The sequence below is a fragment of the Halobacillus litoralis genome (assembly GCF_020171725.1).
Classification (GTDB): domain Bacteria; phylum Bacillota; class Bacilli; order Bacillales; family Halobacillaceae; genus Halobacillus; species Halobacillus litoralis_F.
Genome location: NZ_JAIVAJ010000002.1, coordinates 333,172 through 354,843 on the forward strand (window position 1 = coordinate 333,172; position 21,672 = coordinate 354,843).

Sequence of the window (21,672 nt, forward strand, 5' to 3'; positions counted from 1 at the left end):
AGTTTTTTCTGTGAACGATCAGTACCTAACTGTAACGGCTTTGACAAAGTATATAAAACGTAAACTGTCTGGTGACCCTCATTTAAAGACGGTGTGGCTCAGAGGGGAAATATCCAACTTCAAACACCATAGCAGAGGTCATATGTACCTCTCTTTGAAAGATGAGAAGGCAAGAATTCAAGCTGTGATGTTTGCAGGACAGAACCGCAGCTTGAAATTCAATCCTGAAAACGGAATGAATGTCTTGATCAAAGGCGAAATCAATGTGTACGAACCGATGGGGCAGTATCAGCTGTACATTAAAGAAATGCAGCCTGACGGGATCGGGGCCCTCTATATGGCATTTGAGCAGTTGAAGGAGAAGTTGGAGAAAGAAGGGCTTTTTTCTGTTGATCGAAAAAAGCCGATCCCTACATATCCGAAGCACATAGGGGTGATCACCTCTCCTACGGGTGCAGCGGTTCGGGACATTATGACAACTATTCATCGACGCTATCCGATCGTCCCGGTCACCGTTCTTCCTGTTATGGTCCAAGGAGAGCGTACAGCCAAATCCGTTTCAAATGCTATTAAATATGCGAATGAACACATGGATTGTGATGTGTTGATCGTCGGACGAGGTGGAGGTTCGATTGAGGATTTATGGGGCTTTAATGAGGAATTAGTGGCGAGAGCCATTTCAGAATCCAACATTCCGATTATCTCCGCTGTCGGGCATGAGACCGACACAACAATCAGCGACTTTGTTGCGGATGTGAGGGCTGCTACGCCGACAGGTGCAGCTGAACTCGCCGTCCCGTCCATTCTCGAATTGAGAGAACAGGCGAAATCCCTTAGGCAACGGTTGAATCGTGCAATGGAAGTGAGTCAAAAAGAAAGAAAACAACAGCTTCAACGCATTCAGAAGTCTTATGCCTTCAAGTATCCAGAACAGCTGATGAGGCAGAAGGAACAGGATTTAGACCGTACGTTAGAGCAATTGACTCGCAAGATGAGGGACCGCCTCCAACAAACTTCGGATCGGTGGACTTATCTTGAGAAGCGGTTGACTCAACAGCGTCCTGACACGAAAGTGCAGGAAAACAGGGAGAAGTTGAATCAACGGACGAAGCAGATCACCGGGAACTTCCAGCAAATCGTTGACCGTAAAAAAGACCGCTTCAGAAATAATATTGAGAAGCTTAGTCTTCTCAACCCCCTCGAGATCATGAAGCGTGGCTATGCCATCCCGTTTACTGATCATGGTGAAGTGGTGAAGAGCGTGAGCCAAGTGAAAAAAGGGCAGCAGCTTGAAGTCAAATTGACAGATGGTCATTTGAATGTAGAAGTACTGGACAAGAAGGAGGAAGATCATGGCTGAACAAAAACAAGAGCTTACTTTCGAACAGGCAATGGAGCAATTAGAAGAGCTTGTTGAGAAACTAGAGTCCGGCGACGTACCGCTTGAGAAAGCGATCCAATATTATCAGGAAGGCATGAAGCTTTCTAAAGTCTGCAATGAGAAGCTTGGCAATGTTGAAAAGCAAATGCAGCAGATCATGAATGAGCACGGTGAGTTGGAACCTTTTTCGATCCAGGAGGACGAATGAAGGTGAATCTTCAGTCGTATTTATCTGAAAAACGTCAATTAGTCAATGAACAGCTCGAAAACTATGTCAGAGATTATTCCTATCCAGGCAGGCTGCAGGATGCTATGCTCTATTCCATTGAGGCCGGAGGGAAAAGGCTGCGTCCTATCCTTCTCATGGCTACCGCTGAAGCGTTCGGTGTCGAAGAAGTGAAGACACTTGCCGTCGCTTCTGGTTTAGAGATGATTCATACGTATTCCCTTATTCATGATGACCTTCCCGCTATGGATAACGATGATATCCGCAGAGGGATGCCGACGAGTCATAAGAAATTCGATGAGGCTACTGCCATCCTTGCGGGGGATGCGCTTCTGACACTCAGTTCTCAAGTAATTACAGACAACGAGAAGTTGACTGATGAACAAAAAGTCTTCCTCGTTCGCGAGCTGTCTAAAGCAAGCGGTGCACGCGGCATGGTGGAAGGCCAGATGAAGGATATGGAAAGTGAAAACCGAAGTGTCTCGCTTGAGGAGCTTGAGTATATCCACAAAAACAAAACCGGCCAGCTTCTGAACTTTGCTGTCATGGCAGGAGCTTACCTCGGTGAGGCAACTGATTTTGAAATGGACCAAATGAAGCACATGGGACAAGCGCTAGGACTGATTTTCCAAATTCAAGATGACATTTTGGATGTTACCGGTGACGCAGACAAAATCGGTAAACCGGTCGGAAGCGATGAAGGCAATCATAAAAGTACGTATCCCAAGCTTCTTGGTCTTGACGGTGCAAAAGAGCAGAAGAATCGTCTCGTTCAAACAGCAGTAGAGGCTTTGGAGCAGGCAGGTGTGAACGATTCATGGCTGTCTGAATTAATCGACCATTTGAGCAGTCGTGACCACTGATGGATTTTGATTGAGCGACTCTTCATATTGTGGTATATTAGGTTTAGAAAAGGAATGGTGCAGTATCCTAGTCGGTCCTCCGTTCCTGAAGGCGGGCCTAAAAATCCGCCAAAGGGCACATCGATGAAGTTCCTTGTGTTGGCTTGAGGCGCCCAGCCTTGGGTCGATGCTGGGAGTTAAGGTCGCAGGGCGATCCACAAAGGCATGTGGGCGTTGACCCTGCTTCCGCGGAGGCCCATCTTTGTAAAGGTTTCTAAGCTAGAAATCTTTATGAAATGGGGTATGAACCTGCAGCATAAGGAGTAAAATCTTTATGCGCAGCGTAGCCTGCCTTGAGTGGTCATGAGGGGATTATAGTATGTCAGCATCAAAAAACTGGATGGCCACCAGTTTCGGGATGTGTTAACTATATGAAATCAGAACTGCAAAAGAGGCTAAGGAACGGTCAAAGGCTGTCGGGGAAATCCCCTAGGCTGTTCACGTACAGGACATGATTCAGGAATTATAGTGCGGACTGAGTGGCAATCTAGTCCAGTATTCGGAAACGTTACTGAGTCGAGTTTAATGGGGAACCGCCAGAGTGGTGACACTCGGTACTCGATTGGGAAAACCTACTAGACCTAAGCCGCAATTTTTACCTGAATGATGACCATTCCTTTCGTTACATACTAAAATTAATGAACAGCAGAGGTTTACCATGAATGATAAATTTAAAAAATCAGTCAAATTCAGTATAAGTATTGCCGTTATCACATTTGTGTTAGCGGCTATTTTTTCAGTCGTTTCCAACTCGGTGTTAAGCGGAGTAGTATGGATTATCGGACTCATCATCGTGTTTATCATCGTATTTATTGGTGTGTTTTTCGATATGCTGGGAATAGCGGCTACTGCTGCAGAGGAGACGCCGTTTCATGCCATGGCATCGGAGAAGGTGGCTGGAGCTAAGGAAGCCATCCTCATCGTGAGAAACGCCGATCGATTCGCTAGTTTTTGTAATGATGTAATAGGGGATATATCTGGTATAGTGAGTGGTACTGCCTCGGGTATGGTCGTCCTTCAATTGGCTGGATCTATCGGCTATACTGAAGGTTCCACCGTTCAAATTACGATATCCGTAATCCTGACGAGCATAGTGGCTGCTCTCACTGTAGGAGGTAAGGCGCTCGGGAAGTTCCTGGCGATTAATTCATCGACGAGAATCATCTTTCTTGCCGCGCGGTTGATTTCCTGGATGGAATCCAGACTTAAGATCACGGTACTGCCTAAATCAACATCCTCCAAAAAATAATATAGATCATGATAAGGGGGTCCTTTGATGGATCTGAACAAAATTCAAAACCCTTCTTTTTTGAAGGAATTGTCAACAAACGAACTAGAGGTACTAGCGGAAGAAATTCGTCAGTTCTTAATTACGAACTTGGCGGATACGGGTGGTCACTTAGGAGCTAATCTAGGCGTCGTCGAATTAACACTGGCGCTTCATAAAGTGTATGAAAGTCCGAAAGACCGCTTCTTGTGGGATGTCGGACACCAATCATACATTCACAAAATCCTTACGGGTAGAGCGGATCAGTTTGACACGCTGAGACAATATAAAGGATTATGCGGTTTTCCGAAGCGGAATGAAAGTGAGCATGATATCTGGGAAACCGGTCACAGCTCCACCTCTCTATCTGGTGCAATGGGCATGGCGATTGCAAGGGATTTGAAGAATGAAGACCATTCGATCCTTCCCATCATTGGTGATGGAGCCTTGACTGGTGGAATGGCTCTGGAAGCTTTGAACCACATCGGACATGAGAAAAAAAATGTAACCGTTATCCTTAATGACAACGAAATGTCGATCGCTAAAAACGTTGGAGCTCTTCACGGAGCACTAGGCAGAATGCGAAGCGCAGGTAAATATAACCGAGCAAAAGAAGATTTAGAATGGCTGTTGAAGAAAGTCCCTGCGGTAGGAGGACACCTTGCTAAAGCAGCAGAACGTCTGAAGGACAGCATGAAATATTTTGTCGTACCTGGGATGTTCTTTGAAGAGTTTGGGTTCACGTATTACGGTCCTGTTGATGGACACGACTTCAACGACCTGATTGAGAATTTAAACTACGCACAGAAGACGAACGGACCAGTTATTGTGCATGTCATGACGCAGAAAGGGAAAGGTTATCACCCTGCTGAAACGGACGTTAAAGACAAGTGGCATGGTGTGGGTCCTTATAAGATTGAGTCTGGTGAGAAAATTAAACCGGTTAATGCCCCGCCTGCATGGAGTCAAGTCATCAGTGACGCTTTATCACATGAAGCAAGAACCGATAACCGCATCGTTGCCATTACCCCAGCTATGATCCTCGGCTCTAAACTGGACAAATTCGGTGAAGAGTTCCCGGACCGTCTGTACGACGTCGGAATCGCCGAGCAGCATGCTACGACGGTAGCTGCTGGACTGGCTACACAAAATATGAAACCATTCCTTGCCATTTACTCAACATTCCTTCAGCGTGGATACGATCAAGTAATTCATGATGTGGCGCGTCAGAATCTGAATGTCATATTCGGGATTGACCGCGCAGGACTTGTAGGGGCAGATGGAGAAACCCACCAGGGCGTTTTCGATATTGCCTTTATGAGGTCAGTTCCGAACATGGTGATTACGATGCCGAAAGACGAGAATGAGGCACAGCATCTTGTGCACACAGCTGTTGAATACGATGATGGACCGATAGCAATTCGTTATCCTCGAGGAAACGGTAAAGGTGTCGAGATGGACAAAACGCTTAAGACCATTCCATTAGGAAGCTGGGAAGTTCTGAAGGAAGGGACGGACGGAGTCATTCTCACCTTCGGAACGACGATCGATATGGCGCTTGAAGCAAGTAAACAACTTGAACAAGAGGGTCGTTCCGTAAGGGTTGTGAATGCACGTTTCATCAAACCGCTTGATGATGCGATGCTTCACGATATTATGAAGAGCGAATTGCCGATCTTGACAGTAGAAGAAGGAGTTCTCCTCGGAGGATTTGGCTCAAGTATTCTGGAGTTTGCAGAAGAACATCATTACACGTCGCAGTGGGTGAAACGTATGGGCGTGCCGGATCGTTTTATCGAGCACGGCAGTGTTTCGAAACTGTGGGAAGAGATCGGTTTGACTTCTGACAATATTGTCTCGAATGTAAAAGAGATGATACCAAGTAAACAGCAAAGGGCTTGACATATGAGTAAAAAAGTACGATTAGATGTATTATTGGTTGAAAAAGGATATATCGAAACAAGAGAAAAAGCGAAACGGACGATTATGGCCGGTCTTGTCTTCTCTGAACAGACCAGATTAGATAAGCCCGGGCTCAAAGTCGAAGAAGATCTTCCGATTACCGTGAAGGGAAAGGCTGTCCCTTACGTGAGTCGAGGAGGCTTGAAGCTTGAGAAAGCCTTGAATGAATTCGATCTCAACGTGAAAGACAAAATTATGATTGATATCGGTTCATCTACTGGTGGATTCACTGACTGTGCCCTGCAGAATGGTGCAGCGCTTAGTTATGCTGTAGACGTCGGCTATAATCAGTTGGATTGGAAATTGAGAAACCATCCGCAGGTCGTCGTGATGGAGCGAACAAACTTCCGGTATGTGACGAAAGAAGATCTGACGCAAGGACTTCCTTCTTTTGCTTCCATTGACGTTTCGTTCATTTCTTTAAAATTGATCCTGCCCGTTTTGAAAAGTCTCCTTACAGTTGGAGGAGAGGTAGCTGCCCTTATAAAACCGCAGTTTGAAGCCGGACGGGAACAGGTTGGTAAGAAAGGAATCATTAAAAACCCTGTGATTCACGAAGAAGTATGTCAAAACATCCTCAGATTCGCTGTCGAGCAGGGGTTCTCTGTAGAGGCGCTGACCTTCTCTCCTATTACTGGAGGGGATGGCAACATTGAGTTCCTCGTACATTTACGTAATTCAGGCGAAAAAGAGGGAATGATATCAGAGGAAGTCGATATTGAGGCGGTTGTGCAGGAAGCGCATGCGACTCATAAAAAAAAGACAGAGTAGGATAGGGGCTGATACAGCCCTTTTCTTATGATAAAGGGAATACATGCTTTCTCTTAGTCGCGACATCTTTAGAGTGTTAGGAGTAAGAATAGGTTTTGCATCCTTGAAATGGAGGAAGGTCATGAATAAAGGACAACGACACATCAAAATTAGAGAGCTTATTACAAATGATGATATCGAAACACAAGATGAGCTTGTCGATCGTCTCAAAGGGATGGGCTATAACGTCACACAGGCTACTGTATCGAGGGACATCAAGGAACTTCACTTAGTGAAAGTGCCGATGATGGATGGACGATACAAATACAGCCTCCCTGCAGATCAGCGCTTTAATCCTTTTGAAAAGTTGAAGCGACTTATGATGGATGCTTTCGTCAGTATCGATCGTGCGGGTCACTTTATCATCTTAAAAACGCTTCCCGGTAATGCGAATGCTGTTGGAGCTTTGATTGATAACCTGGAGTGGGAAGAGATCATGGGAACGATTTGTGGAGACGATACATGTCTCATCATTTGCCGTAGTGAGGAACAGACTCAAACCATAAGTGATCAACTATTAAATATGCTATAAATTTAAACTGAGGTGGATCGTTTCATGCTTACTGAATTATCTATTCGTGATTTTGCTATCATTGAACATGTTTCAGTGAACTTTAAAGAAGGCTTGACGGTGCTTACAGGTGAAACAGGTGCCGGGAAGTCGATTATTATTGATGCGATTCAACTGCTCTCTGGTGGAAGAGGGTCGGTCGAATTCGTCCGTCACGGAACAAAGAAAGCAGAAATCGAAGGGTTATTTACCATTGATGCCGACCATCCGATTTATGAGAAAGGCCAGGAGTTCGGTGTTGAAATTGAGGAGGATGGAATGGTCGTTCTACAGAGGACGATTACCCATCAAGGCAAAAGTATCTGCCGTGTAAACGGAAAACTCGTGACGCTTGGGATACTCCGTGAATTTGGACATACGCTGATCGACATTCACAGCCAACATGAAACACAGTCGCTTATGGACCCGGATCGTCACATAGAGCTGTTGGATCTGTTTTCAAATAAAGAACTTCAAAAATCCCAACAGGAATATCGTGATTCCTATGATCAATACCGCGCTATCGTGAAGCGCTACAAAGAACTAAGTGAGAATGAGCAGGAAATGGCTCAACGTCTTGACCTTTTAGAGTTTCAATTAAACGAGTTGCAGGAAGCGGAGCTCGTGCCGAACGAAGATGAAGAGTTAAGCGAAGAACGGACCAAATTGAATAATTATGAAAAGATTTACCAAGGGATCCACGACGCCTACAATTCCTTATACGGTGAGCAGAAGGGTCTGGACTGGTTAGGACATGCGATGAGTTCAATGGAAAGCATTGCAGATTTTGATGAGAAAATGGGTAAGATTGCAGAAGAGCTTTCGAATTCTTACTATATCATGGAAGAATTAACGTTCCAGCTGAGCAGTCAAATGGCCGATTTGGAATTCGATCCTGAACGGTTGAATCAAATTGAATCTCGACTGAATGAACTGAACCGCCTGAAAAAGAAGTACGGTGTTTCGGTAGAAGAAATGATGGAATATGCTTCTAAAATTGAAGAAGAGATCGATGAAATTAAGAATAAGGATTCTCATTTGTCGAAGTTGGAGAACCAGATTTATGAAATCGGGCAGGATGCGGTGTTAGAAGCGAAGAACATCCATGATTTACGTGTTCAATCTTCTGAGGAACTCTCAAAGTCAATCCATGAAGAACTCCAAGACCTTTACTTAGAGAAAGCTTCCTTTGCTGTCGATATTCAGATGAAAGAGGGGAAAGAAAGTGACCCCAAGCTTGATGGAAAGCACGTACAACTGCTCCCGACAGGCATTGACCTTGTTAAATTCCTTATTACGACGAATCCGGGTGAACCTCTTAAAGAAATACATAAGGTTGCATCTGGAGGCGAAATGTCACGAATCATGCTTGCTTTAAAAAGAATCTTCTCTCGTCATCAAGGCGTTACGAGCGTCATTTTCGACGAAGTTGATACAGGTGTAAGCGGGCGAGTCGCTCAATCCATTGCTGAGAAAATTCACGGGATTTCCGTAGGTTCCCAAGTGCTTTGTATTTCACACCTTCCTCAAGTAGCAGCAATGGCCGATACACATATAAGAATCGAAAAGCAGGTCGATAATGACCGCACCTATACGCGTGTCATCGAGCTAGAAGACAGCGAGAAAACCGACGAATTATCCAGAATGATAACAGGTGCTGAAATCACTCAAACAACGCTTGAGCATGCCAGGGAACTACTTCAAATGGCCGAAAAACATAAAAAATAAAAACGTAAACGTGGGAATTTTTCCTGCGTTTATTTTTTGTTGAAGTGCGAAAGAATATGCAGATAACACGGTCTTATTATTCTTGGTTGTTGTTTCATGTGGTGGGAAAGCGTACTATTTTTACGCAGATTATGCTCGTTTAAAATGAGGGCTTGAAGACCACATTAGTAGTAAGCCAATTAAGTTGGCATTGGATGATTGAGGAGTGAGAACCTTTGATGCAACAGAGAACATTTAACTATATATGTGGTTCGATTCTCCTGCTGTTCATGCTCGCTTTACCTTTTCTAAGCCCGGTTCAAAAATATTTGTCCATCCCTGATGAAGTGAAGGTGATGGCTTCAGAAGACGCACAGCCTGTCTTCAAAGACAGCTCGAATGAAGCTTTGACAGCTTTTTCTTCGAGCAATGATCATCAGATATTTTATGAAGTGGCGGGCGTCCCTTTAAAGAAAACACAGGTTCAAGCCATGAAGGATATCCGTCTGATTCCAGGCGGTCAATCTGTAGGTGTTGAGCTGCATACGAAAGGGGTACTCGTCGTAGGGCACCATCTTGTCACAGAAAAAGGGGATCAAAGTGTATCTCCAGGGGAGAAAGCTGATGTGCTGGTTGGTGACATTTTGTTAGAAGGAAATGGTCAGGAATTGAATAGTATGGAGGACTTGTCTTCTTTAGTCAAAGAGTCAGGTCAGGCGGGAGAAACAATACAGCTGACGCTTCAAAGAGACGGTAAGGAATTAGAGACGTCACTGAAGCCCGCATTCAACGAGCAAGACGCGGAATTTCAAGTAGGTCTATATGTACGTGACTCAGCTGCTGGGATTGGAACGATGACGTTTTATCATCCAGAGAGTGAGAAATACGGGGCACTTGGTCATGTCATTTCAGATATGGATACAAAGAAACCGATTCAAATTCATGAAGGCACTATTGTCGAATCTCATGTGACGTCCATTGAAAAAGGCAGCCAAGGCGTTCCTGGAGAGAAAAAAGCACGCTTCTCAATGAAAGAAGATCGTCTCGGTACCATTACGAAGAATACACCATATGGAATTTTTGGAGAGCTTGATCGTGATATGGCGAACGACCAATTTCCAGAAGGGCTTCCTGTCGGGTATTCTGACCAGGTCGAAGAAGGACCTGCACAGATTTTAACCGTGCTTGAAGGAGACAAGCTTCAGGCTTATGATATCGAAATTGTAAACAATATGCCGAAGAAAAGTGCCGTGACAAAAGGCATGATCCTGAAGGTTACAGATGAAGAATTGTTGAACGAAACCGGTGGAATCGTTCAAGGGATGAGTGGGAGTCCGATTATTCAAAACGGAAAAATCATCGGAGCGGTGACGCACGTGTTTGTAAATGATCCGACCAGCGGATACGGGGTTCACATTGAATGGATGCTGCAGGAAGCTGGGATTGAGATTTACGAAGAGACATCGAAGGCAAGCTAAGTAGCACATGAAGAACCCGTACGTAGCATTGACAAATGCGCTGTACGGGTTTTTTTATGCAATTTCAATAGACGATCTGAACACGACTATGTACATATTATCCATTCGACAAAATTCGACAATAGCGGTCGCTGTCTGTCGAATGAGTGCGAATTCTAAAGGATTTTTAAGCATTTTGAAGATAATCTCAAATTATGAAATTTTTTTGTTATAATAAAAAAGGGTTAAGTTACCTGTTGTCGAATATATCAACACAAGGGATTAGAGAACTATTCTCGTAAGGAGGAAATTTCATGGAGAAGATTCAAGTTTGTTTGGCCGATGATAACCGTGAACTCGTTAAGCTTCTTGAGGAATATTTTGAGGGTGCTCAGGACATTGAGGTGGTAGGTGCTTCTTATAACGGCAAAGACTGCTTGCAAATGGTGGAGGAGAAAAAGCCTGACGTTCTCATTTTAGATATTATCATGCCACATCTAGATGGACTGGCTGTATTGTCTAAACTGAAGGAATTCGAATCGAACCCTGACGTCATTATGCTTACAGCTTTCGGTCAGGAAGAAGTAACGAAGAAAGCGGTTGAGTTAGGTGCTTCTTACTTTATGATGAAACCGTTTGATTTAGACCACTTAGCTGAACAAATCCGTCAGCTGAAGCATGCAGGGGATCCGATTAACAGAGCGTTAGGCAGCACGTACACGTCTTCCAGAAAGAAACCGGATCTTGATACAAGCATTACGCATATCATTCACGAAGTTGGAGTACCAGCACACATTAAGGGGTATCAGTATCTGCGTGAAGCGATTACGATGGTGTACAATGACCTCGAGCTTCTTGGCTCTATTACGAAAGTTCTCTATCCAGACATTGCAACGAAGTACAATACGACAGCTTCAAGAGTAGAGCGTGCCATCCGTCATGCCATCGAAGTGGCTTGGAACCGTGGAAATATTGATGCAATTTCATCACTGTTTGGTTACACGATTTCCAACACGAAAGCAAAACCGACGAACTCAGAATTCATCGCAATGGTTGCAGATCGTCTGAGACTTGAACACAAAGCAAGCTGAAGATAGACGATTCAAAACTTCACTGGACTTATTTATGTACGCTTAAGTTTAAAAGTCTCTTGTCTCCTGGTGGGATAAGAGGCTTTTTTATTTTTCCAACAAAATAGCAGGGAAACGCGGCCATGCCGCTTTCCCTGCTATTTGTATTCCATCCATTTATGTATATGCTCAGCAAGTTGTCTGTCATCATAGAAACCTTGATCAATCGCATGTATGTAGGGGTCAAGGAGTTGGCGCAGAGGTTGTTCAAGGAGGAAGACGCCCATGCGGTTGAATAACCGATAGCAGAACGGAAGGTCAGGATATTGGATGATGACATACCGGTGACCATCACTTTTAAAAGTACATACTAAATTAATTTCGCACTCTGAGGGATAAAATGAATATCCTCCGAAGCCGTTACGGCGACGAACCAGCAAGGGTGAGCCTCCTTTCTTAAACGTGTTAACCTGTAATCATTATACATGAATAATGACATCATTTGTCATCTGATGTCAATTTTCTATTAATTTCTTATTTTTTTTATTCTTTTTACCTTCATCTTCAACCGACTATTGTGGTACAATTCTTAATTATTAAATACTTTAGGTCGTTAATGGGGTGTTGTAGATGAAAGTAGTAAAATTTGGCGGAAGTTCCGTAGCAAGTGCAGATCAAATTAAAAAAATTACGAAGATCATTACATCAGACGAAGAGCGAAGGGTCATTGTGGTGTCGGCGCCCGGAAAACGCTTTTCAGAAGACGTGAAGGTTACTGACCTCTTGATTCAGCTCGGAGAATCTTTGCAGGCTGGAATCGATCATCAGGAAGCTTACCGACAAATCATCTCACGTTTTGGTGGGATCGTGTCCGATTTGGGTATCGACTCTTCGGTCATGGAAACAGTCAAAAATAAAATTGATCAGTCGGTCGAGCTGATACGATCGAATGACTCCACAGGGATGGATTCCCTGAAGTCGTGTGGGGAGGATGGATCGGCACTCATTATCAGTGCCTATCTGAGTCATCTCGGATATAAAGGTGCTTATGTCAATCCAAAGGAAGCGGGGATTCTCGTCCGTGATCAGCCGGGTGGTGCCCTTGTGCTGGATGAGAGCTTCGAACGTTTGTATCAGCTTAGAGAAAGGGAGGAAACGCTCGTTATACCCGGGTTTTTCGGGTTTACGCCTGACGAGAAGCTTGTAACGTTCTCAAGAGGGGGCTCTGATATTACAGGGTCGATTGTTGCGGCGGGTGTCAAAGCTGATTTATACGAAAACTTCACAGACGTCGACTCCGTTTTTTGTGTCAATCCAATGCTCGTTGATAACCCGCGTCCTATGACGACGCTCACGTACAGGGAAATGCGAGAGCTTTCCTACGCTGGTTTCAGTGTGTTTCATGATGAAGCACTTATTCCCGCCTTTAAAGAGAAGATACCGGTCTGTATTAAAAATACGAACAATCCATCTGCGCCTGGCACGATGATTGTTGCCGAGCTGCCTGAGCGTGAAGATCATGTTGTCGGAATCGCTAGTGATGAAGGTTTCCTGAACCTTTATGTCAGCAAATACTTAATGAACCGAGAAATTGGATTCGGGCGCAGATTGCTTCAAATCCTTGAGGATGAGGGCGTCTCGTTCGAGCATGCTCCTTCGGGAATTGATGATATGTCTGTCATTATTCGGGATCACCATCTTCCGAAGGATAAAGAACAAGTGGTTGTCAGGCGAATTAAAGATGAACTTCAGGTCGACATGGTCTTGATTGAGCGGGATATGGCGATGATCATGATTGTCGGGGAAGGGATGAACCAGACAGTCGGCATTGCAAGCAGCGCTACTTCTGCATTCCATAAGGCAGGGGTCAACATTGAAATGATTAACCAGGGGTCTTCTGAAGTATCCATGATGTTTGGCGTAAAGTCAGAGGGACTTGCTTCAGCTGTGCAATCTCTATATAAGACGTTTTTTGAGTGAAAAAAAGCGAAGCGGGACGCTTATCGGTCCTGCTTCGCTTTTTTCTGTTTATGCTTCCTTAAAATTTCTTCGAGCTCGCCGAACGTTTCCACGTGCCTATTAAAGGTCATGTAGAGAAGCTGACGGAATAACTCAGCTGTCATAATGGCATCGTTTAAGGCGTGGTGCCGGTCTCTCTTCTCAATCCCGAAGTATTTCAATAACGGATCGAGCTGGTGTTTATCGGCGGGTAAGAGCCACTGCGCCAATACTTGAGAATCGATAACAGGAGGCTGGTACTGCGGAAGTTTCCACCTTTTCAGCATGGCCTGCAAAAATCGCATGTCAAATTTTGCAGGGTGTGCAACGAGTACTGAGCCTTCACTGTAATCGAGAAAGTTTTGGAATCCGTCAATAAAGGGACTCGCATTCCGCAGTCGGTCTCTTGAGAGCCCTGTTAATCTCAAGGTTTGATTGTTGACAGGACGAATCGGGCGAATCACCTGGTGGAACGTTTTCCGGTGACACGCATCCAGTCCTTTGATGCGGATGGCACCGATGGAAATGATCTCATGTCCAATTTCAGGAAGAAACCCAGTCGTTTCCAAGTCGAATATTGTGTAATCTAACTCTTCAAGAGGTTTATTTTCGATCTCTGGATCGCGGGTGTAGTCCGACAGTTGTTGTTCGAGACGCTGGTAATGATTCCACTTTAAATACGGCTTAATTTTAAAATAATACATCGGTTTTTCAAAAAGGATGTATTTCAAAATTTGTAAGTCAACGGGAACCATTAAACCACCCGATTCCTATTGTAGCTGAGTTCTAGAACCTGCTGTAGACGTTTGGCGATAATTAATGCCTCACGCAGGGAGCGTCGTTGATCCTTTTTCAACTGTGACAACTTCAAGTCGTTGGACAGGCTCTCTTCCTCCTCGAGTTGGTTCAAGTTCGTCTCTAAGCGGAACAGCATCAAGCGGTGAAGGGCGGTTTTCGCGTTTTCGACGTCCCTTGGGTGGAAACGTTCCTGCTCAGCCAGAGATTCCAGACGGTTAACTGTATTGATGGCTTCAATTCCATGCTTCATGCTGTAAATCCGTACTGCATTGACAATCTGCATGATAGCGGACTTCTTCAAGTTGAGTGTCCGCTTCTTGCCAACACCGGAGATTCTTCCGAACGGCTGTACGGGGACTCTGAAACGAAGGGTATCCTTCATAAGCAGTTGATGGAGGTTCAAGGATTTCTGAACGCGGTTTGTCACGTATTTCTTCAAGTCATAAGCGAGGGAATAGTCCCCGAAAATCGGTCTGAAGTCCATGAAAATCGTAAAGTCGCGAATCTCTTCTGCATCCATCTGTTCAATCCAGCGGTCGATACTTTTATGCCAATTCGTCATCTGTTGACGCCACTTGTCCTCTTTTGCCATGATGCCGCCGTTACAGTAGGGGAATCCGCAGTCATCGAGCATGCGGTTGATCTTTTCAGCAAACGTAATAAAGTAAGCTTCAATTTGCTTCTTATGTTTCGAGTTTTCGTAATCCGACAAGATCATTCCGTTATCCTGATCCGTTGAGAAGGATTGCTCTTTTCTTCCTTCACTACCCATCACAAGAAAACAGTAATTGACGGGAGGAGCACCATGGCCTTCAGCAATCATTTCGTCTTCAGCAATTTGAACAATTTGTTTATGGATACGATCGTTGTAGTTCGTCATTAATTCCGCAATGTCATAGGCGAACATATTCTCTTTGATCAGACTGCGCACAAACTGCTGGAACCGCTTATTGTAGATAGGCGACAGCTGCTTGATCTCCTCCACACTCGTTGCATTCGAAATTCGGTAAGTCAAATCGAAATACACGGAGTTTTTAATCGTGAAGAAGGAAGACTGCCTGAGGACCCCTACGACTTTGTCTCTGTGTAAGACAGGGATAATTTCGGTTGGATGGTGCTTTAAATAACTGAGCGCGTCGTAAATGAATTCCTGTTGATTGATTTCATAAGATTCTTCTGACATATAGGCTCTCACTGGGTTCAAGTGGTCATTTTCGAAATAAGCTTTCAGGATTTCCCCGTAACCAATCATCCCGAGCATGGATTTCTCATCATCACTGACAATCAAAGCTTCAATTTTCTGCTGTTGCAGCAGTCGGGCTGCTTCTTCGATCGAAGCGTCCGGGTGAATGAACGTCGGCGTCTCCATGTAAGCCTCCGCACGCTTCTTATAAAGATCACGGTCATCCTGCTCATCTGTCGTCGAACTCTTGTATTTCACTTCATCATACAAGCTCTTCATCAGGTGGCTGATGCCGTCCATTACGACTTTGGAAAACTTCGTGTTATTCGACATCACTTTCAGGAATGACTCCCGCTCAAAGCAAAGCGTCTTGATCGGCTCTAATGCTTGTACAGAAAACCGCATCTCTCCGCTGGTGAGCAGGATCATGACGCCGATCAAGTCACCTGGATAATAAAATCGGACCGAAAGCTGACGGCCGTTCGATCGGTGCATAATATTCTTAGCCAGACCGGACACTAAGAAATGGATATCAATGGTATCGTCTGCCTGGTCTTCATGAATCAAGAATTCATTCTTGCTGAATTCTTTCACAACTGCTTTGCCGAAGACTTCTTCAAATTCTTCCTCGCTCAGCAAGTCGAATGGATATTGTGTGCGAAATAGTTCAAACTCTGCCATTGGAGATAACCCCCTTTTTTCATAATCAATCTTCTTTTTGAAAGCGTCCTTTTGTCAGGTTGCGCTTTCGGTCGCGATGTAAAATAAACCCTCCGATAAAGGCGATGCCTCCGATGACGAAAGCAAGTCCCGCAACCCCTTGCAAGGCGATATGCAGGAAAACCGGATGAAATTCACCAAATAAAGCATCCCGAATCAGTTTAATGCCGTAAACAGCAACAATTCCGGGAATGACTAAAATGAGAAGTGCAATGATTCGCATAGTCGTATAACCCCTTTAATTATTCCATTCATAGTATATCAAATCAGAGATAGAGAAGGAACTCTATAGGACTTGCTAAAAGGTGCAGGCTAATGTATGATTAAATTGCGCAAAAAATTGCAGGGTGTGGTGAAATGAAACGTGTATTAATTGTCGGTGCAGGAAAAGGCGGAACAGCCCTGTTGCAGTTGTTGAATGAAACGGATCGGATGAAAGTGGTGGCAATCACGGACATCGACCCAGAAGCTAAGGGATTTGCCCTTGCCCATTCTTATGGGATATCGACTGGGCGTGACTGGCAGGATTGGATACATAGAGAGATCGATATTGTGATCGAGGCCACTGGCAGTGACACGGTTTTTGAAGAGATACGGTCCACCCGTAAACGGTCGACCGTTTTAATACCAGGTTCAGTTGCTTATATTACGTCGGAACTCCTTGAAGAGAAGGAGTCTCTTGTACAGAAGCTGAAAGAGCAGACCGATAATCAGCATTTGATTCTAAACAGTATTCACGATGGTATGATCGTCATTTCCAAAGACGAACACGTTTCTTTCATGAACAAAAGTGCAGAACGGATTTTAGGTAGAGACCGGAACCGCATTATCGGACGACCGGTCCAGGACATTATTCCAACCTCGAGACTTCCTCACTTGTTGGAATCAAAAGAAAAAGAAGTGAACCAGAAGCTTGAGCTAGATAATGGAAAAAAGGTCATTACGACAAGAATTCCGATGATTGGCGAAGATGGACAGGTCATTGGAGCTTACGCGGTTTTCAAAGATATAACAGAAGTGGTCGATTTAGCGGAAGAGATTACAGATCTCAAAGAAGTCAAGACGATGCTCGAGGCGATCATTCATTCTTCAGACGAAGCCATTTCGGTCGTAGATGAAATTGGAAACGGTTTAATGATCAACCCCGCTTATACGAGAATTACAGGTTTAGAAGAAAAGGATATCGTAGGCAGACCGGCGACGGTCGACATTTCAGAAGGTGAGAGCATGCACATGAAGGTGCTCAAAACCCGTAAGCCCGTAAGAGGAGTCCGTTTGAAGGTTGGACCGGCCAAGCGTGATGTACTTGTAAACGTCGCCCCTGTCATCGTTGATGGTGAACTGAGAGGAAGTGTAGGGGTTCTGCACGATCTTTCAGAAATCGAATCGTTAACGAACGAACTGAAGCGGGCGAGACAGATTATCCGAAATCTGGAAGCGAAATATACGTTCGATGACATTATTGGAAACTCCGAAGAGATGACCCTTGCTCTCGAACAGGCCAAAGTCGGAGCAAAGACGCCCGCTACTGTTCTGCTTCGAGGAGAGTCCGGTACAGGGAAGGAACTGTTTGCTCACGCCATTCATAACGAAAGTGAGCGGCGACATAATAAGTTCATTCGTGTGAACTGTGCAGCCGTAGAAGAATCCCTATTAGAAAGAGAACTGTTCGGTTATGTGGACGGAGCTTTCTCAGGCGCCAGAAGAGGCGGGAAGAAAGGTTTGTTCGAAGAAGCGAACTCGGGAAGTATTTTCCTTGATGAAATCGGTGAGTTGACCCTGCCGATGCAGGCGAAGCTGCTCCGAGTCCTTCAGGAGAATGAAGTCATTCGTGTAGGTGGTACGAAGCCCATTCATGTTGATGTTCGAGTGATTGCTGCCACCAATATGAATTTGGAGAAAGCGATTATGACGAAGGTGTTTCGTGAGGATCTTTATTACCGGCTGAACAGGCTGCCTATTTATATTCCTCCTTTGAGAGAGCGGAAGTCGGACGTTAAGATGCTTTCTCATCATCTCATCGAACGGTTGAATGAGGATTATGGACGGAATGTAACCAGCCTGTCTGGTGAAGCATTAGCACTTCTTGAAGAGTATGATTGGCCGGGCAATGTGCGAGAGCTTGAGAACATAATCGGCCGGGCTATGATTTACATGGATCATTTAGAGGAAACAATCAAAGCGGACCATCTACCGAGGTTGAACCATGACGCCAAATCAGAGCTCAATGAACCCCAAGCGGCATGGCTTGGAGAAACGCTTCAGCAGGCCGTCGATGATTTTGAACGGAAGCTGTTAGCCGATGCCTTCAGGGCACATCATTTTAATAAAACTCAGACTGCAAAGGCGCTGGGGATCTCCGTACGCAACTTATACTATAAGTTGGAGAAGTATGGATTGGATAAAAACACCATGCAGGATTCTTCATGAAATTGAACATGAAAATGATAAGGTTTTCAACTTTTTATCAATTGGCACAATGGGTGCTTGACCAAAACGAGGTGACAACATGAATTCGTTGAATGAATTAGTACAAAATGTCGACCGCACCAACATCAAGACAGTGGCTGTTGCTCAAGCGGCAGACAACGAGGTGCTGAAGGCTGTCAAAAAGGCAGCAGAAGAGAAGCTTGCAAACTTCCTACTTGTAGGAGAGAAGGAGCGTATCGAAGAAGCCGCAAACGAGGTGGCGCTTGACCTGCAGCAACCGGGGATCGAGCTGTTGGAGTGTTCGAATTCCGAAGCAGCATTAGAGGCGGTCAAAGCCGTTCAACAAAAAAAGGCACATGTGGTGATGAAAGGAAATATCGATACGAAGTCTCTCTTGAAAGCGGTCCTCGATAAGCAGTACGGACTGCGTGGGAAAGGAGTGCTTTCGCACGTTGCCTTATTCGAAGTGCCGGGCAGGGACAAGCTGATCTTCTTAACGGACTCAGCTATGAACATCGCTCCGACATTAGAAGAAAAAGTATCCATTTTAAACAATGCGGTGCAAGTGGCGAACAAAGCCGGGTGGGCTGAGCCGAAAGTCGCTCCAATTGCAGCTGTTGAAGTAGTGAACCCGGCCATGCCGGCTACACAGGATGCAGCCATCCTCACCCAGATGAATCGACGAGGTCAGATTAAAGGCTGTCTCGTTGACGGACCACTTGCTTTTGACAATGCAGTGGACCAGAAGGCTGCAGAACAGAAAGGCATTCATTCAGAAGTAGCAGGTCATGCGGACATCTTACTCGTTCCGACCATTGAAGTGGCCAATGCTTTATATAAATCTTTTATGTATTTTGCAGGTGCAAAAGTCGCCGCTGTCATAAGTGGAGCAAAGGCTCCGATCGTACTTACATCTCGAGCAGACACAGCGGAAAGTAAAGTCTATTCACTAGCTCTTGCCCTACAATCAACTACCAACTAGGAGGAATTTATAATGGAAATCTTCAAGTATATGAACGAATACGATTACGAACAATTGGTGCTTTGTCAGGATGAACAATCTGGTTTGAAAGCGATTATTGCGATTCACGATACAACGCTTGGACCTGCTCTTGGTGGTACTCGGATGTGGACATACGCTTCTGAAGCAGATGCGATTGAAGATGCTCTTAGACTATCAAAGGGAATGACATACAAAAATGCTGCTGCCGGATTGAATCTGGGTGGAGGTAAGACGGTTATCATCGGTGATCCTAAAAAGGATAAAAACGAAGAAATGTTCCGTGCGTTCGGACGTTTCATCCAAGGATTGAACGGAAGATACATCACAGCTGAAGACGTGGGAACAACGGTACAGGATATGGACCTGATTCACGAAGAAACAGACTACGTAACAGGAATTTCACCAGCATTCGGTTCATCAGGAAACCCTTCACCAGTAACAGCGTACGGTGTCTACCGTGGTATGAAGGCTGCTGCGAAAGAAGGATTCGGTTCTGATTCACTTGAAGGGAAAACGGTTGCTGTTCAGGGTGTCGGGAACGTTGCTTATAACCTTTGCCGCCACCTTCACGAAGAAGGAGCGAGCCTGATTGTAACAGACATCAATAAAGAAGCTGTTCAACGTGCTGTGGAAGAATTCGGTGCAGAAGCAGTGGAACCTGATGAAATTTACAGCGTAGATTGTGACATTTATGCGCCTTGTGCCCTTGGTGCGACGATCAATGACGACACGATTCCTCAGCTGAAGGCTAAAGTCATTGCTGGTGCAGCGAACAACCAATTGAAAGAGACGAAGCACGGCGATATCCTACACGAAAAAGGCATCGTGTACACACCTGACTATGTCATCAATGCTGGCGGTGTCATCAACGTAGCCGATGAGCTGCATGGCTACAACAAAGAGCGTGCGATGAAGCGAGTGGAAACGATTTACGATAACGTAGCACGTGTATTTGAAATCTCTCGTCGTGACAACATACCAACATACGCAGCAGCAGACCGTATGGCTGAAGAGCGCATCGAACGCCTTCGTCGCTCACGCAGCCAATTCCTTCAGAACGGTCATCACATTCTTTCTAGAAAATAAGTCATAACGGAGGTCAAAGACAGTGCAAACCCATCGAATACTAGTCATCAACCCAGGCTCCACCTCAACTAAGATCGGCGTCTTTGACGATCAAGAAGTAGTTTTTGAAAAGACAATCCGTCATAAGCCGGAAGAGGTCAATCAATATAAACGCATCATCGATCAATATGATTTCAGAAAGCAAGTCATTCTTGATGAGTTAAATTTTGCAGGGATCAAGATTGATGAGTTCAGCGCTGTATGCGGACGGGGCGGCCTGCTTCGTCCGATTGAAGGCGGTACGTATGAAGTCAATGATGCGATGCTTGAAGATTTGAAGAACGGCTATAACGGCGAGCATGCCTCAAACCTTGGCGGAATCATTGCTCACGAAATAGCGAAAGGGCTTGATATTGGAGCTTACATTGTAGACCCGGTCGTCGTCGATGAGCTTCAAGATATTGCACGTGTTTCAGGTGTACCTGAAATACCGAGGAAAAGTATCTTCCATGCGTTGAATCAAAAGGCTGTTGCCAGAAGAGCCGCAAAAGATTTGAATAAGTCGTATCGAGAAACGCGCCTGATCGTTACCCATATGGGCGGAGGGATTACGGTCGGAGCACATGCTGAAGGACGCGTGATCGATGTGAATAACGGCCTGCATGGTGACGGACCTTTTTCTCCTGAACGTGCCGGCACGGTTCCGGCAGGGGACCTTGTATCCATTTGTTTTTCCGGGCAATACTACCGTGATGAAGTGATGAAAAAGCTCGTCGGACAAGGTGGTCTGATGGCTTACCTTGATACGAATGATGCCCGCGAAGTGGAGAAGATGGTCGAACATGGAGATAAGAAAGCGAAGCTGGTCTATGAGGCTATGGCGTACCAAATCGCGAAAGAGATCGGCAGTATGAGTGCCGTGCTTGGCGGTGAAGTGGATGCGATTGCACTTACTGGTGGACTAGCCTACGGAGAGCGATTCGTCGAAGAAATTAAAAAGCGCGTACACTGGATCTCAGATGTATTGGTTTACCCAGGTGAAAACGAGCTGGAAGCCTTAACGGAAGGGACACTGCGTGTGTTGAATAAAGAAGAAGTGCCGAAGCAATATCCTAACTTTGCAGAGTAGAAAGGAAAGGTATG

General features: G+C 45.1%; 19 protein-coding genes. 15 read left to right on the forward strand and 4 right to left on the reverse strand.

Annotated features, from left to right (window positions below):
• Window positions 1–10 precede the first annotated feature (10 nt).
• From xseA to spo0A, 10 genes are all read left to right on the forward strand, one after another.
• Window positions 11–1,360, forward strand: coding sequence for an exodeoxyribonuclease VII large subunit (gene xseA / locus LCM20_RS06000; protein ID WP_225194518.1), 1,350 nt, complete (start codon window positions 11–13; stop codon window positions 1,358–1,360).
• Window positions 1,353–1,589, forward strand: coding sequence for an exodeoxyribonuclease VII small subunit (locus LCM20_RS06005; RefSeq protein WP_225194519.1), 237 nt, complete (start codon window positions 1,353–1,355; stop codon window positions 1,587–1,589). Before xseA ends, LCM20_RS06005 begins: the two co-directional genes overlap by 8 nt.
• Window positions 1,586–2,470: a polyprenyl synthetase family protein gene (locus LCM20_RS06010; protein ID WP_225194520.1), complete on the forward strand. Its 885-nt coding sequence runs from the start codon at window positions 1,586–1,588 to the stop codon at window positions 2,468–2,470. Before LCM20_RS06005 ends, LCM20_RS06010 begins: the two co-directional genes overlap by 4 nt.
• Before the next feature lie 697 nt (window positions 2,471–3,167).
• Window positions 3,168–3,758, forward strand: a complete 591-nt coding sequence (locus LCM20_RS06015; RefSeq protein WP_225194521.1) for a hypothetical protein — start codon at window positions 3,168–3,170, stop codon at window positions 3,756–3,758.
• A 27-nt stretch (window positions 3,759–3,785) separates the two neighbouring features.
• On the forward strand, window positions 3,786–5,678 hold the full coding sequence (gene dxs, locus LCM20_RS06020) for a 1-deoxy-D-xylulose-5-phosphate synthase (protein ID WP_225194522.1): 1,893 nt from the start codon (window positions 3,786–3,788) through the stop codon (window positions 5,676–5,678).
• Between the two features lie 3 nt (window positions 5,679–5,681).
• On the forward strand, window positions 5,682–6,509 hold the full coding sequence (locus LCM20_RS06025) for a TlyA family RNA methyltransferase (protein ID WP_225194523.1): 828 nt from the start codon (window positions 5,682–5,684) through the stop codon (window positions 6,507–6,509).
• A 121-nt stretch (window positions 6,510–6,630) separates the two neighbouring features.
• Window positions 6,631–7,080, forward strand: coding sequence for a transcriptional regulator AhrC/ArgR (gene ahrC, locus LCM20_RS06030; protein ID WP_225194524.1), 450 nt, complete (start codon window positions 6,631–6,633; stop codon window positions 7,078–7,080).
• A gap of 24 nt (window positions 7,081–7,104) precedes the next feature.
• Complete coding sequence (gene recN, locus LCM20_RS06035; RefSeq protein WP_225194525.1) at window positions 7,105–8,826, forward strand: DNA repair protein RecN; 1,722 nt, start codon at window positions 7,105–7,107, stop codon at window positions 8,824–8,826.
• Window positions 8,827–9,044: 218 nt separating this feature from the next.
• Window positions 9,045–10,283 (forward strand): SpoIVB peptidase, encoded by a 1,239-nt coding sequence (gene spoIVB, locus LCM20_RS06040; RefSeq protein WP_225194526.1) that lies wholly within the window; start codon window positions 9,045–9,047, stop codon window positions 10,281–10,283.
• 293 nt (window positions 10,284–10,576) lie between these two features.
• On the forward strand, window positions 10,577–11,353 hold the full coding sequence (gene spo0A, locus LCM20_RS06045; protein ID WP_225194527.1) for a sporulation transcription factor Spo0A: 777 nt from the start codon (window positions 10,577–10,579) through the stop codon (window positions 11,351–11,353).
• Window positions 11,354–11,490: 137 nt separating this feature from the next.
• On the opposite strand, the gene LCM20_RS06050 is transcribed toward spo0A, so the two are convergent.
• Entirely contained in the window at window positions 11,491–11,772 is a 282-nt protein-coding gene (locus LCM20_RS06050) for a hypothetical protein (RefSeq protein WP_225194528.1), read from the reverse strand.
• A 190-nt stretch (window positions 11,773–11,962) separates the two neighbouring features.
• Here LCM20_RS06050 and LCM20_RS06055 point away from each other — a divergent pair, with 190 nt between their 5' ends.
• Entirely contained in the window at window positions 11,963–13,312 is a 1,350-nt protein-coding gene (locus LCM20_RS06055) for an aspartate kinase (RefSeq protein ID WP_225194529.1), read from the forward strand.
• A gap of 20 nt (window positions 13,313–13,332) precedes the next feature.
• Here LCM20_RS06055 and LCM20_RS06060 read toward each other — a convergent pair whose 3' ends face one another.
• The 3 genes from LCM20_RS06060 to LCM20_RS06070 are packed head-to-tail and all read right to left on the reverse strand — an operon-like array spanning window position 13,333 to window position 16,254.
• Complete coding sequence (locus tag LCM20_RS06060) at window positions 13,333–14,061, reverse strand: PolC-type DNA polymerase III (protein ID WP_225194530.1); 729 nt, start codon at window positions 14,059–14,061, stop codon at window positions 13,333–13,335.
• Window positions 14,062–14,084: 23 nt separating this feature from the next.
• Window positions 14,085–15,992: a DUF294 nucleotidyltransferase-like domain-containing protein gene (locus LCM20_RS06065; RefSeq protein WP_225194531.1), complete on the reverse strand. Its 1,908-nt coding sequence runs from the start codon at window positions 15,990–15,992 to the stop codon at window positions 14,085–14,087.
• 25 nt (window positions 15,993–16,017) lie between these two features.
• The gene (locus LCM20_RS06070) at window positions 16,018–16,254 is read right to left on the reverse strand and encodes a DUF2627 domain-containing protein (RefSeq protein WP_225194532.1); all 237 of its coding nucleotides are present in this window, start codon (window positions 16,252–16,254) and stop codon (window positions 16,018–16,020) included.
• Window positions 16,255–16,388: 134 nt separating this feature from the next.
• On the opposite strand from LCM20_RS06070, the gene LCM20_RS06075 reads away from it, so the two are divergent.
• The 4 genes from LCM20_RS06075 to buk all read left to right on the forward strand — a co-directional run bounded on the left by LCM20_RS06075 (window position 16,389) and on the right by buk (window position 21,658).
• On the forward strand, window positions 16,389–18,461 hold the full coding sequence (locus LCM20_RS06075) for a sigma 54-interacting transcriptional regulator (RefSeq protein ID WP_225194533.1): 2,073 nt from the start codon (window positions 16,389–16,391) through the stop codon (window positions 18,459–18,461).
• Window positions 18,462–18,540: 79 nt separating this feature from the next.
• A complete protein-coding gene (gene yqiS, locus LCM20_RS06080) occupies window positions 18,541–19,443 on the forward strand; it encodes a phosphate butyryltransferase (protein ID WP_225194534.1) in 903 nt (300 codons plus the stop codon).
• A 12-nt stretch (window positions 19,444–19,455) separates the two neighbouring features.
• Window positions 19,456–20,550 carry a branched-chain amino acid dehydrogenase gene (gene bcd, locus LCM20_RS06085; RefSeq protein ID WP_225194535.1) on the forward strand — a complete coding sequence of 365 codons (1,095 nt, stop codon included), beginning with the start codon at window positions 19,456–19,458 and terminating at the stop codon, window positions 20,548–20,550.
• 22 nt (window positions 20,551–20,572) lie between these two features.
• On the forward strand, window positions 20,573–21,658 hold the full coding sequence (gene buk, locus LCM20_RS06090) for a butyrate kinase (protein WP_225194536.1): 1,086 nt from the start codon (window positions 20,573–20,575) through the stop codon (window positions 21,656–21,658).
• The last annotated feature ends 14 nt before the right edge of the window (window positions 21,659–21,672 follow it).